The sequence below is a fragment of the Methanomicrobium sp. genome (assembly GCF_055145805.1).
Window position 1 is genome coordinate 1 of the sequence record NZ_JBSREC010000005.1, and the last position, 15443, is coordinate 15443.

General features: G+C 34.8%; 18 protein-coding genes. 14 read left to right on the forward strand and 4 right to left on the reverse strand.

What is annotated here, in order from left to right; translation table 11 throughout:
* From ACTB1O_RS00215 to ACTB1O_RS00230, 4 genes are all read right to left on the reverse strand, one after another.
* Positions 1-679, reverse strand: a 679-nt coding sequence (locus ACTB1O_RS00215) for a glycosyltransferase (RefSeq protein ID WP_462993124.1), incomplete at its 3' end; no start/stop codon positions are given.
* A 322-nt stretch (positions 680-1001) separates the two neighbouring features.
* On the reverse strand, positions 1002-1355 hold the full coding sequence (locus ACTB1O_RS00220; RefSeq protein WP_462993125.1) for a hypothetical protein: 354 nt from the start codon (positions 1353-1355) through the stop codon (positions 1002-1004).
* An 86-nt stretch (positions 1356-1441) separates the two neighbouring features.
* The gene (locus tag ACTB1O_RS00225; protein WP_462993126.1) at positions 1442-1852 is read right to left on the reverse strand and encodes a hypothetical protein; all 411 of its coding nucleotides are present in this window, start codon (positions 1850-1852) and stop codon (positions 1442-1444) included.
* A gap of 3 nt (positions 1853-1855) precedes the next feature.
* On the reverse strand, positions 1856-2056 hold the full coding sequence (locus ACTB1O_RS00230) for a hypothetical protein (protein WP_462993127.1): 201 nt from the start codon (positions 2054-2056) through the stop codon (positions 1856-1858).
* Positions 2057-2246: 190 nt separating this feature from the next.
* Here ACTB1O_RS00230 and ACTB1O_RS00235 point away from each other — a divergent pair, with 190 nt between their 5' ends.
* The 14 genes from ACTB1O_RS00235 to ACTB1O_RS00300 all read left to right on the forward strand — a co-directional run bounded on the left by ACTB1O_RS00235 (position 2247) and on the right by ACTB1O_RS00300 (position 15383).
* Positions 2247-2819 carry an acyltransferase gene (locus tag ACTB1O_RS00235; RefSeq protein ID WP_462993128.1) on the forward strand — a complete coding sequence of 191 codons (573 nt, stop codon included), beginning with the start codon at positions 2247-2249 and terminating at the stop codon, positions 2817-2819.
* Between the two features lie 138 nt (positions 2820-2957).
* Positions 2958-3722, forward strand: coding sequence for a class I SAM-dependent methyltransferase (locus ACTB1O_RS00240; protein WP_462993129.1), 765 nt, complete (start codon positions 2958-2960; stop codon positions 3720-3722).
* 72 nt (positions 3723-3794) lie between these two features.
* Positions 3795-4868, forward strand: a complete 1074-nt coding sequence (locus ACTB1O_RS00245; RefSeq protein WP_462993130.1) for a Gfo/Idh/MocA family protein — start codon at positions 3795-3797, stop codon at positions 4866-4868.
* Positions 4868-5893, forward strand: coding sequence for a hypothetical protein (locus ACTB1O_RS00250; RefSeq protein ID WP_462993131.1), 1026 nt, complete (start codon positions 4868-4870; stop codon positions 5891-5893). Before ACTB1O_RS00245 ends, ACTB1O_RS00250 begins: the two co-directional genes overlap by 1 nt.
* 4 nt (positions 5894-5897) lie before the next feature.
* On the forward strand, positions 5898-6506 hold the full coding sequence (locus ACTB1O_RS00255; protein WP_462993132.1) for an SIS domain-containing protein: 609 nt from the start codon (positions 5898-5900) through the stop codon (positions 6504-6506).
* A gap of 36 nt (positions 6507-6542) precedes the next feature.
* Entirely contained in the window at positions 6543-7217 is a 675-nt protein-coding gene (locus ACTB1O_RS00260) for a transaldolase family protein (protein WP_462993133.1), read from the forward strand.
* Between the two features lie 12 nt (positions 7218-7229).
* The gene (locus tag ACTB1O_RS00265; RefSeq protein ID WP_462993134.1) at positions 7230-8024 is read left to right on the forward strand and encodes an HpcH/HpaI aldolase family protein; all 795 of its coding nucleotides are present in this window, start codon (positions 7230-7232) and stop codon (positions 8022-8024) included.
* Entirely contained in the window at positions 8021-8677 is a 657-nt protein-coding gene (locus tag ACTB1O_RS00270) for an HAD family hydrolase (protein ID WP_462993135.1), read from the forward strand. Before ACTB1O_RS00265 ends, ACTB1O_RS00270 begins: the two co-directional genes overlap by 4 nt.
* 5 nt (positions 8678-8682) lie before the next feature.
* Positions 8683-9459: an SDR family oxidoreductase gene (locus ACTB1O_RS00275; protein WP_462993136.1), complete on the forward strand. Its 777-nt coding sequence runs from the start codon at positions 8683-8685 to the stop codon at positions 9457-9459.
* Positions 9460-9476: 17 nt separating this feature from the next.
* Positions 9477-10232, forward strand: a complete 756-nt coding sequence (locus ACTB1O_RS00280) for an SDR family NAD(P)-dependent oxidoreductase (RefSeq protein ID WP_462993137.1) — start codon at positions 9477-9479, stop codon at positions 10230-10232.
* Positions 10229-10996: a 3-deoxy-manno-octulosonate cytidylyltransferase gene (gene kdsB / locus ACTB1O_RS00285; protein ID WP_462993138.1), complete on the forward strand. Its 768-nt coding sequence runs from the start codon at positions 10229-10231 to the stop codon at positions 10994-10996. The genes ACTB1O_RS00280 and kdsB overlap by 4 nt, the downstream gene beginning before the upstream one ends.
* The gene (locus ACTB1O_RS00290) at positions 10993-11925 is read left to right on the forward strand and encodes a phosphoglycerate dehydrogenase (protein ID WP_462993139.1); all 933 of its coding nucleotides are present in this window, start codon (positions 10993-10995) and stop codon (positions 11923-11925) included. Before kdsB ends, ACTB1O_RS00290 begins: the two co-directional genes overlap by 4 nt.
* Before the next feature lie 17 nt (positions 11926-11942).
* The gene (locus ACTB1O_RS00295; protein WP_462993140.1) at positions 11943-13760 is read left to right on the forward strand and encodes a hypothetical protein; all 1818 of its coding nucleotides are present in this window, start codon (positions 11943-11945) and stop codon (positions 13758-13760) included.
* 450 nt (positions 13761-14210) lie between these two features.
* Complete coding sequence (locus tag ACTB1O_RS00300; RefSeq protein ID WP_462993141.1) at positions 14211-15383, forward strand: hypothetical protein; 1173 nt, start codon at positions 14211-14213, stop codon at positions 15381-15383.
* Positions 15384-15443 lie beyond the last annotated feature (60 nt).

Here is a 15443-nt window from a genome sequence, read left to right on the forward strand (position 1 = left end):
GAGGGTTGTGTTCAACCCTTGCATCCTTAACAACAAAAAGCTTGTAATTATGTGATATTTCATAGCTGAAAACAGCATCTTCATAGTATGCCCAGCCTTTTAGAAATTCATCATATTTATGGTTTTCAAGAATTTCACACCGCCAGATTGTCGCTCCGCCACATAACCACTCTACACTCAAATTTTCTTTGAGTGGTTCATAGGATGTACAAAAACCAGATTTTAGCACTTTTCCTCTTTTTTTGCTGTCCACCATAAATGGAATGGATATATATTTTCTTAAAGGGTGAATTTTTGGGTTATTTATAATGTTAAAAGAAGTCCCACCTACATCTTCACCACAACTCTCCCAAAAATGCAATAGCTTTTCAACAGCATCTTCTCCAAGAACAATATCATCATCAAGATATCCCGCCAGGGTAATATCCTTGTTCAAAAGTTTGATTCCTTCATTTTTCTGACGTGTCAAGGAAGGCGGATTTACATAGGCATAGTCAACTTTAAAAGGATAATTCTTAAAAAATATCTCTCCCATTGGCTCGTCACTACCATCAACCACAATTATCTGGCTTATCGTTTCCTTTTGTGCCGTAATACTTTCCATTAATTCAGACAGGCAATTAATTCGATTTCTGGTTGGAATGATGAGGGCTAGTTTATTGCTATATTTTTCAGGCATAATTCTGAATTTTACTTTAATTTATTAGTTATATTTTTAATTAAAAATACTTAAACACTCTTTTTACGATAAATTTTAGATGTAGAGGTTGTCCAACAACACTTCAACTTGTTGGACAGATCTTATCAAAGATCCCATATATGGTGCAAAATAATCCATTGAAATCGAAAAAAGTTATAAATCAATCATGTTCAGTCTAATTTTCCCGATTCAATTCATGAAAAAAGCTTGGAATTTCATAGCCCAGGCTCTTTAATACAGGCTAAAATCACTATTTATTAAGATTATACGTATTTCCTAAAGCAGTTCAAATCTTCAAATTTCAGTTGTGTGTGAGCAAGCATGAGTACTGATATGCCACAAATTTCATCAAAGTGTAAAGATTCTTGCTTTGATTTGTTATTTCACGAATATCAAAATCTACGGTATTTTTGATATGGCTGTGTTTTCTTTCAGAGTTTGATCTGGTTCTACATTTCATATCAAAATCAGGATCAAGAATATTTTGGTTTCGGAAGTACATTCCAACCTTTTCAGGTTGTCCATTCTCATAAAGAAATTTCAACTTAGTTTCAATTTTATCATGAACATCTGCACCAGTCTTCCACATTTTGTTTATCTGTTTATTTATTCCCTGAATTGTGCCTTCTTCGTGCAGAACTGCATTTTCCCGCATTTGAATCAATGGATGAACATTGAAATAATTCCAGATATGCGCATGAATCGAGAATGAATCATATCCTCCATCCAGTATTGCAGAACTTACGGGGATTTTTTATCCTCAGTCATTTTCAATAACGGCAAAACATAATTTCCATCATAACTGTTCCCTGACGAATGTATCATTAGCAAAGGATAATCTCCCCAATGCAGGATATGAGCCTTATCCATCTTGATGTTGTAATGTTCATTGAAATCTGTATATTTGTCATATCTGGATGCTTCAAGCGGAGTTGAATCAATGATAATTTCCTGTTTTTCATTTTTTGATTTTACAATATGATTAGCTATTCTGATCATAAGATCGTTGAAACCTTCTGCCCCCAGGCGTTCTTTTATAAAGTGATGTAGGGCAGATGCTGAGGGAATTAGATATTCACCATTAATTATTGGAATTTTCAGATAATGACAATCATCATCTATAAGAGAATTCACAGTTTTTCTGAATGACATTTTTCAAAATGCTTTCAAAACAGTAAGTCTAATCATTAATCCTACATTGAAATGGAAACGATTCTCATCTGAGTAATATGATTCTTCAATGTGTTTTTCTATAACAAAGAGATCAAGTAAGGACAGGAGGAATGGTATTGGCGTGCCTTCCTCCACAAAACCGTCCAGGAATCTGCTTTTACAGTCTTCTTCAAATGAGACCATATCTCCTGTTTTCAGGGTATTTAAAGGTACCGAGAGATGTCTTGAAAAATGGGACGGACTAATTTTAGAGTTAATTTTATATGCAAAAAGGCTGGTTGGACAATCTCGATATATGATTCAGGAAGAGGATATTTTATGAATTCCCACAACATAATTTTTATTTTCAATTCAATACATATACCTTATATTTATGAGTGAATTACCAGAGACAATTTCATTTTTTATCCGAAACATACCCGGATATCCCGGGATAACAATTCGAAATGCATTCTATAAACACATGTTTGTTTTATTTGGAAAATCCAACTCTTTTCTTACAGGCGTTCAGATAAAAGGTTATAAAAACATATCAATTGGATCCAACGTCAACATAGGACTTAATAATCAATTATACTGTTCAAACAATCCAGGAGGACTTGTTATAGGCAGTAATGTTTTCACAAACTCAAACGTTATGATAAATTCCGACTGCGGCGGAAGTATTGTCATTAAAGATAATGTTCTTATAGGACCCAATGTTGTAATTCGTTCAGCAGATCACAAATTCTCACTAAAGGAAATCCAGATACAAAAACAAGGACATACAGGAGGGGAAATTATAATTGAAGATGATGTCTGGATTGGGGCAAATGCCATTATTCTAAAAGGTATAACTATCCATAAAGGTGCAGTGATTGGCGCTGGTGCAGTTGTAACAAAAGATGTTGGAGAATATCAGGTCGTTGGCGGAGTTCCGGCAAAAACAATTTCTTACAGAAAATAAATACTTCTCATGGAATTTTTTTGCAACCTCTGCAATAAAGATACTGACTTTAATTACTTACATGATTACCCCAATCAACACAGGATATTTGAAAATCTCAAATTATACAAATGTAAGGAATGCGGGATAGTATTTGCTATGCCATATCCAACTGAAAAGGACCTTGATTATTATTATAAAGAAATATGGGACACTTCTGACGACGTGAACATTGTTTATGAAATTCAGGCATTTGAAAGAGTAAAATATATTCATAGATTCATAGGTGACAGAGATAATCTTAAGATTCTTGATATCGGAAGCGGACATGGAATTCTTTTCGATTCATTTAATGAAATGTATAATAATATTGAGTTTTATGCAACGGAACTAAACCCTGATAACCAAAATAGGTTAGAAAAAAAAGGAATTAAAGTATCTAAAAGTATTAATAATTTTAAGAACAAAAAATTTGATATAATCTGTTTGTGCTCAGTTCTTGAGCATCTGACAAAACCTTATGAATTTCTCAATGAAGCTATTGAGCTTCTCAATGAAAAAGGGTACCTCTTTCTGGATCTCCCCGACAGAGATTATATATTTAAACCTGTTCTTGATCCTCATGTCGGTTTTTACTCTAGGGAAAGTCTTCAATATCTTGCAGAAAAACTGAGTCTCAGCATAATAGATATAAATGGTTACGGAAGGGATCATGAATCATTAATAAAGGAATTTATGAATACAAATAAAGTAAAAACTCTTAAATATAAAATAATTAATGAACTCACAAAGAATGTATTCAGACTGAAATATCATAATTCTTTAAATTGGGAAAAGAAATATTTATATGAATACCTGAAAATATGCGAAGAAGGCGATTCCCGCTGGTGGATTCACGGAATATTTCAAAAACAAGAGAAATGAGGTAGATTCATTTTTTTATTTTAATTTCCGATAAATAAAGATAAGAGCACATGAAACAAAACTTAAACAACTATGGTAGAATCAATAAATAATTCAGTACCATATAAAGCAGGAATTGTTGGATATGGCTATATGGGTCAAATCAGAAAAAGGATTTTAAACAGTATAGATAAAGATAAAGTCAAATTGACAGGAATCTGTGATGAACATATTGATTCGATCACTAATCTGGAAAGAGAAGGTATCACAATATTCAAAAATGCAGATGATCTTATCAATTCAGGTGTCGATATGGTTTTCGTATGCACACCAAATTCTGTTTCCCCCGAAATTGTAATAAAGAGCTTGAAATCAGGAAAACACGTTTTTTGTGAGAAACCCCCAGGTAAAAATCTTGAAGATATCTTAAATATGATAACCGAGGAGAGAAAACATCCTCATCTAAAACTTATGTTTGGATTTAACCACAGATATCATCCGGGAATAATTGAAGCAAAAAAGATTGTCGAAAGTAAAAAATTTGGCAATATTCTTTTTATTAAAGGAACTTATGGAAAATCCGGAGGCAAAAGTTACCTCTCTTCATGGAGAAATAATAAAGAAATATCAGGGGGAGGAATACTTATTGATCAGGGCATCCATATGCTGGATCTATTCAGATACTTCTGCGGGGACTTTTCGGATGTCTCGGGTTATCTTTCTAAAATGTACTGGAAAACAGATGTAGAAGACAATGCATTTGTATTTTTAAGAAATCATGGAGGACAGGTTGCAACCCTCCACTCATCTGCAACACTGTGGAAACACTCCTTTAAAATTGAAATTTTTCTTAATGATGCTTATCTCATAGTTTCAGGTCTTTTATCAAAAACAGGAAGTTATGGAAGAGAAACTCTGACAATAGGAAGAAGACAATTTGAAGATGAATCATTTGCACTTGGAAATCCAAGTGAACAGATGGTTTATTTTGATCAGGATTTGTCATGGACAATTGAGGTCGAAAATTTTATTAAAGCAATCATTGAAGATAAACATGTTGAGAACAGTTCATCGGAAGATGCCTATAAAGTGATGGAAATTATTGACAAAGTGTATTCCAAAGAAGAGATCATTGGAAATATTTCAACACTAAACAGGGATAAATAATGAGAAATGTTGTAATAAAGGATATAGGGCATGAATTCGACTTCAAACCTATGGGACTGATAAATGAATACATCAAAAAAACAGAGGATGATTTTAAAGCAGAAATGGATGATAAAAAAGGATGCCTAAATCAACGCCTGTGCCCTGCCTGCAATTCAAATAAATTCGAATATACATTCAGCAAATTTGATTTTGACTATGTCGAGTGCAAAAATTGCAGAAGCGTTTTTCTAAATCCCTGCCCGAATAATGACCTCATAAAAGAGCATTATCTGAATTCAGATTCAAGTTATTTCTGGCAGGAAAAACTTGCAAAACGGACTAAAGAAAACAGGATCAAAAAAATATACAAACCTGAACTTGAATGGATCCTGTCTATATGCGACGAATATATTACAAAAAAACGAAAAATGGGCATATTCAATCCAAAAAGCTCTATTCTTGCAGACTGCCTTATAAAAGATGACAATTTTAGTGAGAAATATCTTGTTAGTCCCTACTTCAACATTCCTAAATTTGGAGATGAAAAAATGATGGAACAATCATTTTCGTCAATCGAAGAATTTGCGAATTCTGGCAAAAAAATTAATATTGCAATAATTTTTGAAGTTATTGATAGTCTTTATAATATTGACGTCTTTTTCTCCGCCTTAAATAAAATCCTTGAAGAAGGATCAATAGTATTTCTTACTACGATTTCAATAAGCGGATTTGATCTACAGATTTTACGTGGCAGTTCAAGAAATATATTCCCTCCGGACAGACTAAATACACTTTCCAGAAAGGGGATGAATATCCTTTTTGAACGTCACGGATTCAAACCAATTGAGTATAGCACCCCTGGAATTCTTGATTTTAATAATGTTGAAGAAGAATACAAATCAAACCCTGATGCAGATATACCGGGATTTGTCAGGGAAATGATTGAAAAGAATGATGAACAGATGAAACAGGATTTTCAGAATTTCCTGCAGATAAACAAATTAAGTTCTTTTGTTAGAGTAGTTCTTAAAAAAATGGAGTGATAAAATGCAGCATGCAAAAAAATACATGGAAGAAGTTGAAGAGATAGCCAGACAGATTAATTTGACAGATATTGAAAAAATAACTGAAATACTTATTAATACTAAAAAAGATGGAGGACGGCTCTTTTTTATTGGAGTAGGTGGAAGTGCAGGCAATTGTTCACATGCAGTAAATGATTTCAGAAAACTTGCAGGTATTGAAACATACACACCTGTAGACAATGTATCTGAGCTTACAGCACGAACAAATGACGAGGGATGGGATACGGTATTTTCTGAATGGATGAAAATCAGCAGGATCAATTCAAAAGACACCTTATTCGTGCTCTCAGTCGGAGGGGGGGATTTGGAAAGAAATGTGAGCGCAAACATTGTAAAGGCAATAGATTACGCAAAATTAAAAGACGCACATGTTATTGGAATCCTTGGAAAGGATACGGGATACACTGCTAAAACTGCTGATGCAAGAGTTATAATTCCGGCAGTCAACCCCAATAATATAACACCTCACTCTGAATCCTACCAGGGAGTAATACTTCACCTGCTTGCATCTGATCCAAGGTTAAAGGAAATAGATAATAAATGGGAATCACTGGAAAAGGAGAATAATTAACTATATTAAATCACTAATGATAAAAAGAGGAAAAATATGACTATTTTTTTAGATACCGGAAATATAGAAGAAATTGAACAATTCCTTGATATGGGACTAATAAGGGGTGTTACCACCAATCCCTCAATATTGGTTAAATGCGGAGTAAAAGGCGGAGAAGAAGCCATAAAGAAATGCACAGTTGATATAGCAAAATTGATTGATCCTTATCCACTCTCTGTTGAAGTCACAACAAATGATTATCAGGATATGATATCACAGGCTGTTGAATATTCCCAGTGGGCAGACAATATTAATGTAAAAATTACAATTCACGGACCAAACGGCGAACTTGACAATTTAAAGGCAATAAACCAGCTAGAAAACAAGCACGATATCAGGATTAACGCCACGGCCATTATGAGTGCCCAACAGTGTCTTATGGCATCCCTTGCCGGTGCAACATACGTATCACTTTTCGGCGGGAGGGTCAACAATATGGGATACAACTGCTGTGAAGAAATAACAAAAACAAGACAGCTTATTGACAGACATTCACTTGATTCAAAACTTATTATCGGCTCAATAAGAGAAGGTTTGAATGTTGTAGAATGGCTGAATGCAGGTGCTGATATAATTACTGCAACACCAGATATCCTCAGAAACCTTATTGTGCATCCTTATTCCAAAGAAACAGTCCAAATGTTCTTAAACGATGCCAAAAAGTTATAATTCAAGTTTACCATGAAAGATATTGCGGAACCCAGAAGAGAGCTGAAGCAAAAGTTTGTTTCGGGAAAAAGAATTTCCGGGGGATGGACATCAATAGGACACCCTATAATAACCGAAATAATGGCAAAGTCCGGTGTTGATTTTATAGGAATTGACATCGAACACAGTACAATTAGCCAGGAACAATCCCAAAGAATAATTGCAGCATGCCATCAAAATGGTGTAGTATGCCTTCCCAGAATTGCATCACATAATATGGAGATGATAAAAAGACTGCTTGATTCTGGTGCGGACGGAATAATAGTCCCAATGATCAACAGCTCAGAAGAGGTTGACAATATTGTCAAATGGACTAAATTTACTCCTATAGGAAACAGGAGTTATGGAATCTCCAGAGCACAGGGATACGGATTCGATTTTGAAGATTACTGTTTGACATGGAATGATACATCCATAATAATAGTACAGATAGAATCCATTGAGAGTGTTGAAAATATTGATTCAATTCTCTCTAATCCTTATATTGACGGAGCTATGATAGGTCCATACGACATGTCAGGATCACTTGGAATTCCAGGGAAAATTGAAGACCCAAAAGTGGTTGAAGCAGGAAAAAAAGTTATAGAAGCCTGCCTGAAATACAAAAAAGGTTGTGGCACCCAGCTGGTCGAACCTGACGAAGAAAACATTGAAGAAGCATTTTCAAATGGCTTTTCTTTCGTTGTAATGGCTTCTGATGTGTTTATTTTATGGAAATGGGGAGAGAAAACTCGCAGACTAATTAAAGAGTGTATTTCCAAAAAATGAAAACAATAAAAACCATTATTCTAGATTTTGATGGCGTTATCGTCGAATCTGATAATATCAAACACAAAGCCTTTTCTGAAATATTTTCTGCATATCCTGAATATCAGGATGAAATTATGGAGTATCACTACTCCCACAATGCTGTTGACAGATACAGCAAATTCCGCCACATTATGCTGGAGATTATGAAAACTGAATACAATGAAACCCTTTTTATGAAATGGTCTGAGAAATTTAGGGAACTTACTAAAAATAAAATTGTAAACTGCCCCCTTGTTCCAGGAGCAAAGGATTTTCTTGATTACTTCTCCGAAATAACCGAACTTCATCTTGCTTCTGCAACCCCTTCTGAAGATCTTTCATATATACTGATAAAGAGAGGACTTTTAAAGTACTTTATATCAATAAACGGATCAGAGAGACCAAAGACAGAAATAATGAAGAGAATTGCAATTTCCAAAAACATTGTCCCTACAGAGATACTTTACATCGGCGATAGTCCGGAAGATCTTCAAACAGCAGAACAATTTGGATGTGAGTTTATCGGAAGACAAAGAGCATACGATTTTAAAAATGCGGGTATTACCAGTTTTTTAGATTTGTATGAGATAAAAGGATATATTCTTAAAAATTATATAATTGAAAATGTGTGATCGTAATGAGTTATCTTGAAGAATTATTTAATCTCGAAGGAAAGGTTGCGGCAGTAATTGGCGCAGGTGGACATCTTTGCGGCGAAATGGCAAGATCACTTGCAAAAGCCGGAGTCATAGTTGCAGTTATCGACAGAAAAAATGAGGATGCACAGAGAACCGTAGATCAGATAATCTCAGGAGGTGGCATTGCAGAAGCGTTTGAACTTGAGGTCACTGACAAAGAAAATCATACTCATGTCCTGGAAAAAATTCTGGATTCATTCGGAGATCTTGATATCCTCATTAATGGTGCGGGAATTAATGCGCCAACGCCTTTTTTTGACATCAGTCTTGATGAATGGCATTCAATAATTGATGTTCACACCACTGGAACGTTACTTGGTTGCCAGGTCTTTGGCAGGTATATGGTAGAGCATAAAAAAGGTTCAATAATCAACATGTCCTCAGCATCAGCAGGCCCGCCACTTTCTAAAGCTTTTACATATTCTGTTGCAAAAGCAGGCATCAAAAATCTTACCCAGAACCTCGCAAGGGAATGGGCTCCAAATAATGTCAGAGTAAATGCACTAAGGCCCGGTTTTTTTCCTACGGACTGGAGCAGGAAACATTTCATCGATAAACAACGAAACGATGCAATTCTCGGACACACGCCTATGAAACGTTATGGTAAACCTGAAGAACTTACAGGTGCTGTTCTTTGGCTCTGCTCTGACGCCTCTTCTTTTGTAACAGGAGCTGAGATTAAGGTTGACGGTGGTTTTTCTGCCATGACAATATAAAAAAAGAGGATGCAAATATGGATGATAAAAAAATAGTTGTAATTACAGGCGGCAATAAGGGAATAGGTAAGGAAATAGCCCGATATTTTCACAAAAAGGGATATCAGATATTTATAGGGGCCAGAACAGACAACGGTTTTGCAGAAGAACTGGGAGGATGCACCTATTTTGTAAAAACCGATGTGACAAAGGAGCAGGATATAAAAGGACTTGTTAAGTTTGCAATTGAAAAATCGGGAGAAATAGATGTGTTCATTAATTGTGCAGGTTTTTCTAAATGGAGCCCTGTAGAAGAAGTTGATGAGGACTTCTGGAACAAAATGATAGATACTAATCTCAAAGGAACTTTCTTTGGATGCAAAATTGCGGCAAAATACCTAAAAAGCGGGGGTTCAATCATTAACCTCTCAAGTCTTGCAGGAAAAAGAGGAAGTGCAAATAATTCGGTATACTGCGCATCAAAGTTCGGTGTTACAGGCATTACACAGGCCCTTGCAAAAGAGCTTGGAAAAAAAAATATCAGGGTAAATGCAGTCTGCCCTGTATATATCCTTACAGAAGGGCTGATTGAAGCTCTAAAGGAACCGTGTTCTCCTGCAGGTGGTATGGATTCACAAATATATCTGGAGTCCTTTACATCCTGCAATTCAGCTCTTAAAAGACTTCCAACAGCCGAAGAAGTTGCTAAAATGTGCTTTTTCCTGGCTTCAGAAGAAGCATCGGCCATTACAGGACAATGTATAAATGTCGATTGTGGGGTGCATCCCCAATGAGAAAAACAGCAGCAGTCATTCCTGCAAGAATGGCAGCTTCAAGATTTCCCGGAAAACCACTTACAGATATTCTTGGAATGCCAATGATAGAACATGTCAGAAGACGTGTTCTGCTCAGCAATAAATTTGATGAAGTATGGGTTGCCACATGCGATGAAGAAATATTCTCAATTGTTGAAGATAACGGTGGAAAAGCTGTAATGACATCTGACAGTCATGAAAGATGCACTGATAGGGTTGAAGAGGCTGCAAGGAATATTGATGCAGACATAATCGGGATAATCCAGGGGGATGAACCCCTTATTATTCCCGAATTTATTGAAAATCTTATGGACACCATGACTTCCGATGAAAATGTTTACTGTGCAAATATTATTTCAGAGATTGAAAATCCACTTGATCTGAAAAATACTGATGTCGTGAAAGCCATTGTAAATCTCAGAGATGAGATCATGTACTTTTCAAGAGCACAGATTCCCTATTTCCGTGATACAAGCAGTTATACCTGCTTCAGACAGACCGGAATTTCAGCATTTACATCAAAATTCCTTAACACCTACACAAAAACATCACAATCGCCGTTGGAAAAGGCAGAATCTGTTGATTTCCTAAGAATTCTTGAAAACGGGTATAAAATAAAGGCTGTAAAGACAAAATTCAGTACATACGGGGTGGATAGAAAGGAAGATGTGAAAATAATCGAACAAATCCTTAAAAATGACAGCATGCAGAACGAGTACTATAAAAGGACTCTCGAATTATGAAAAAAATTCTTGTAGCTCTCCAAACCTTTGGAGAGTTTGGTGAAGAACCGAAAAAAATGCTTCAGGATTCGGGATATGAAATAATTTACAACAATCTGGGACACAGGCTTGTAAAAGAAGAAATTATAGAGCTTGGAAAGGAATGTTCCGGAGTTATCGCAGGGGTTGAACCCTATGACAAGAATGTCCTGGAAAATCTTTCTTTTCTCAAATGCATAAGCAGGTGTGGAGTTGGCACTGATAACATTGACAAAAAACATGCAGAAGAAAAAGAAATCTCAATACTCAATACCCCCGATGTTGTAATCAATCCTGTTGCAGAGATGACTGTTGCAATGATTTTCGATCTCTGCAGAAAACTGACATATCATACACAGATGGTAAAAGCAGGCAGGTGGAAAGATAAAAAAGCAGGATGCCTTCTTTCAGGAAAAACCATAGGTATTATTGGACTTGGCAGAATTGGAAAGAGAGTTGCAGAGCTTTTAAATCTTTTTGGGGTCAGGATTATTGCCTATGATATGTTCAAAGATAATGACTGGACTGAAAAAAACAGCGTCGAATATGTCTCTTTAGACCATCTTTTAAATGAAAGTGATATCATTACAATCCATACGACCTATGACAAAGAAAATCCATTTTTAATAGGGAAAAAAGAAATCGCCAAAATGAAAAAGGGTGTGCTAATTATCAATAATTCAAGAGGCGAAATTCTCGATGAAGAAGCACTTTTAGAAGGACTGAAATCCGGAAAAGTAGATGGCGCCGCCATGGATGTCTTTAAAAATGAACCATACGAAGGGGAACTCTGTAAATTTGAAAATGTAATTCTTACTCCTCACATATCAACCTTTACGAAAGAATCAAGAAATCTTATGGAAATAGAATCCGTAGAAAACATTCTGAACTTCTTTGAGAAAAATAAATAAGCATTAATTCGATACATATGAAAATCCTGCTTGCATCCTGTACTGAAGAACTTGATGAAAAGATCTATAGCGACCATGACTGTTATTTTATTGATCTGATAAAAGATAAAAAAACACATGAATTCATCATAAAAACAAAAGGAAAAGAGATTAACATATCAACAAAGCTTCAGGACAAAAAATATGTACAAATTCTTGTGGATGAATACCTCGCATTTATGGGAAGATTATCCAAAAAATATAACAATATATTCTGGTGGAGTACATTTACTTCCTCAAAAAACAGATTCATGACTGATACATTTGCAGAATTATGCAATTTTTATGCAGTAATTGAAGAACTAGAATCTCATAAATATAATAATCTTACGATAATAGCATCTCCCGGAATACTAAAATCAATTTGTGAATATTTAAAGAAAAAAGGCATAGACTACGAGCAAAAAAATAAAAGTGTTGTCCACCTAAAAAAAAGAATAAAATACTTTTATACAACATTTAAGAACACGACAATTTTCGTCCTTCTTACATGGTACAGAATTTTTATCTGCGATTTAATGGTTGGAAATAAAATCAAAAGCAAGCTTAAAAATTCTCAGGAGAATCCCTACGTTATCAGAACATGGATATATGAGAGATCATTTCCTCAAAATTTGGAATATAAGGATTCTTTTTTTGGAAAACTCCCCGAGTATATCTCAGAAAAAAAGCCGCTTTATATAATAGGAGGACTTATCGGCAATTATTTGAATATCTGCAAAAAAATCAAGGATTGTGAATCATTTGTAGTCATTCCACAGGAATTTTTCTTAAAGTATAAAAGCCCATTAAAAACCATATATACCATAAGAAAAAACAGAATTCAATTTAATAAAAATTCATTTTTTTCTGGAGAAGATGTATCTGAAATAATAAACTACGAACTCTACAAAGAATATTCCGACAGAAATGTCCTGGAATCATTTCAGTTTTCGTATTTCATTGAAAATATGTTAAAGCAGATTTCTCCAAGAGATTTTCTTACTACCTATGAGAATAATCCCTGGGAGAAAATCTGTATAATTAAATTAAGAGAATTATCAAAGAATACAAGAATTTTCGGATACCAGCATTCTGTATTATCAAAATATTCCCTCAATATGTTCTTTGAAAAAAATGATCTCTCTTTCATTCCTACACCTGATAAAGTAATTACTGTAGGAAATATAACAAGAGACATTCTAATCGAAATTGGAGGATATGATAAAAAAAAGGTCTTTTCAGGATGTGGACTCAGATTCATGCATCTGTTTGACATCCCCAGAAGAAAGGATCTCCGCGGATGCAAAACTATCCTTATAACTCCTGAAGGAATACCTGGAGAATCTATAAAAATCTGCAACTTCGTTTATGCAGCTCTGAAAGATATGAAAGACCTAAAGGTCATAATAAGAGCCCACCCTGCGCTACCTTTTAAAAAGTTTTCACATAATTTGAATTTTAAAATGGAATCGGTCCCGCATTTTGAAATATCTGATAAGGCATCCGTAATGGAGGATCTCAATCGATCCGATATTGTTGTATACCGGGGAAGTACACTGGCTCTTGAGGCAGTTAAAACCGGGCTTTCTGTAATATATCTTGACCTAGGGGATCTTATTTCTGTAGATCCCCTATTTGGCCTATCTGCACTTAAATGGACAGTAAATACTCCAGATGAAGTTAAAGATGCAGTAAATTTAATATATTCAATGAAAGATGAAGATTATCTTAATAAATCAATAGAAGCGTCAGAATATGTGGACAATTATTTTCACCCGGTTACAAAAGAAAAGACGGATATCTTTATTGAGTGACAAACTGACTATCTCCCTTCTTTAGCATTGCAACCCTGTGTTTCGTAGGTCCGTCAAAATAATTCACAAGTGGTATTCTTATTCCAAATACTTCAAGACCATTTTTTGTTTTTGCTGCTGAAAAAAAGTATCTACACCAAAGGCAATATTTGTCAAGAAGGATCCTGTCATCCTCATCCCAGAGATAGTTGTCAAATTCAATAATTTCTCCTCCGGCAAGATCTATTCGTTCACGGTTAGAGCAGTAAAACAGATTTTTTTTAGCCAGAACTGTTATTAAAATATCAAAATACTTTGATAAGTCATCTCCTGAATTGAATGGATATTTACTTCCACATCAATATCAAGTTCCATTAGTACATCAGTACATTCTGAGGGGCAGAAGATTATATCTTTTTTACTTAGGACTTACACAGTAAGTCTTATTTAAAGAAATATCTTTATATTACTATGAATGAGAAAAAATTAATATTACATATCGGTTCCCCAAAAACCGGAACAACGGCTATTCAAAATTTCCTATTTTATAATCATAAAAAATTGGCAGAAAAAGGTATTCAATATCCTGGGAAGTTTCACAAACAATCATTTATGTTTTATAATTTGTTTAATATTCAATATCCATATCTCCAAAAAAAAATATCAATTGCAATTAAGGAAATTGTAGAGGAAATCAACTCAGCTGATCAAAAGACGGTAATACTCAGTTATGAGGGTCTTTCCTGTGGTATTATAAAGGGATATAACCTGTCTGGGAATAAAACTCCTAAAAATGAAAATATTATTCAAAATTTGGATGACTATGTCACATTTATCGATGAAGAAAAGATTTCAGCCCTCAAAAAGTTTATTGATGATAATCTAAACGGCATCACTGATGTTAGGATAATATATTACTGCAGGAGGCAGGATTCATTTTTTGAATCGCAGTATAAAGAGCTTTTAAAACACAATATTCTCTTTTCATCTAATGATTTCAAGTATCTATTCCCTATAATTCATGAATGCAATCATTATTCAATAGTAAAGACTTGGACAAAAATATTTGGAGAAGGAACTGTCTTTGTCAGGCCTTATGAAAGCTCCCAAATGTTAAATGGCAATGTCATCGATGACTTTTGTTCACTGGTGAATATTGATGTGAACTGTTTTGACAGGATTTTAGATGATGACTCAAATATTAGCTGGAACAATTATTCGGCATATCTCTGGCGGCTTATGTTAGTAAATGATCCTTCAATCTCTGTGAACTGGGCTAAGTATAATTACATAGAGAAAAAAGTCAGTGAACTGCAATTTAAGGATAAAATAAGATATAGTCTTTTATCCCCAGAGGAGAGGCTCGAAATTCTTGAAGGATATGATAAATCCAATTCCAAGCTCGCAAAGGAATTCCTAAACCGTGAGGACGGCATACTTTTCCAGAACAAAAGACCAGATGTTAATGAATTCTGGGAAGAACAGATCCTGACCTCTGATGAAATCGTCCGATCAATGGCATCCATATACCCAGAGATCTTTCAGTGGAAGTTGTATGCAAGGGCAAAATCAATCTTCTCTTGCTTTGGTGAATGCTCAGTAATCAAAGATAAACTATATGATTTCTTTATGAAATTTTCCTGAGATAAATATCAAAAATATTTGGAATAAGGATCAGTCGATAAAGACATCTGGAATTTCGTC

Excerpts from the sequence above, each read along its gene's own strand:
- kdsB (WP_462993138.1), top strand. The coding sequence starts at position 10,229 with ATGAGAAAAACAGCAGCAGTCATTCCTGCAAGAATGGCAGCTTCAAGA.
- ACTB1O_RS00240 (WP_462993129.1), top strand. The coding sequence starts at position 2,958 with ATGCCATATCCAACTGAAAAGGACCTTGATTATTATTATAAAGAAATA.
- ACTB1O_RS00250 (WP_462993131.1), top strand. The coding sequence starts at position 4,868 with ATGAGAAATGTTGTAATAAAGGATATAGGGCATGAATTCGACTTCAAA.
- ACTB1O_RS00265 (WP_462993134.1), top strand. The coding sequence starts at position 7,230 with ATGAAAGATATTGCGGAACCCAGAAGAGAGCTGAAGCAAAAGTTTGTT.
- ACTB1O_RS00260 (WP_462993133.1), top strand. The coding sequence starts at position 6,543 with ATGACTATTTTTTTAGATACCGGAAATATAGAAGAAATTGAACAATTC.
- ACTB1O_RS00235 (WP_462993128.1), top strand. The coding sequence starts at position 2,247 with ATGAGTGAATTACCAGAGACAATTTCATTTTTTATCCGAAACATACCC.
- ACTB1O_RS00220 (WP_462993125.1), bottom strand. The coding sequence starts at position 1,355 with ATGCGGGAAAATGCAGTTCTGCACGAAGAAGGCACAATTCAGGGAATA.
- ACTB1O_RS00280 (WP_462993137.1), top strand. The coding sequence starts at position 9,477 with ATGGATGATAAAAAAATAGTTGTAATTACAGGCGGCAATAAGGGAATA.
- ACTB1O_RS00275 (WP_462993136.1), top strand. The coding sequence starts at position 8,683 with ATGAGTTATCTTGAAGAATTATTTAATCTCGAAGGAAAGGTTGCGGCA.
- ACTB1O_RS00295 (WP_462993140.1), top strand. The coding sequence starts at position 11,943 with ATGAAAATCCTGCTTGCATCCTGTACTGAAGAACTTGATGAAAAGATC.
- ACTB1O_RS00300 (WP_462993141.1), top strand. The coding sequence starts at position 14,211 with ATGAATGAGAAAAAATTAATATTACATATCGGTTCCCCAAAAACCGGA.
- ACTB1O_RS00225 (WP_462993126.1), bottom strand. The coding sequence starts at position 1,852 with ATGTCATTCAGAAAAACTGTGAATTCTCTTATAGATGATGATTGTCAT.
- ACTB1O_RS00245 (WP_462993130.1), top strand. The coding sequence starts at position 3,795 with ATGGTAGAATCAATAAATAATTCAGTACCATATAAAGCAGGAATTGTT.
- ACTB1O_RS00290 (WP_462993139.1), top strand. The coding sequence starts at position 10,993 with ATGAAAAAAATTCTTGTAGCTCTCCAAACCTTTGGAGAGTTTGGTGAA.
- ACTB1O_RS00255 (WP_462993132.1), top strand. The coding sequence starts at position 5,898 with ATGCAGCATGCAAAAAAATACATGGAAGAAGTTGAAGAGATAGCCAGA.
- ACTB1O_RS00270 (WP_462993135.1), top strand. The coding sequence starts at position 8,021 with ATGAAAACAATAAAAACCATTATTCTAGATTTTGATGGCGTTATCGTC.
- ACTB1O_RS00230 (WP_462993127.1), bottom strand. The coding sequence starts at position 2,056 with ATGGTCTCATTTGAAGAAGACTGTAAAAGCAGATTCCTGGACGGTTTT.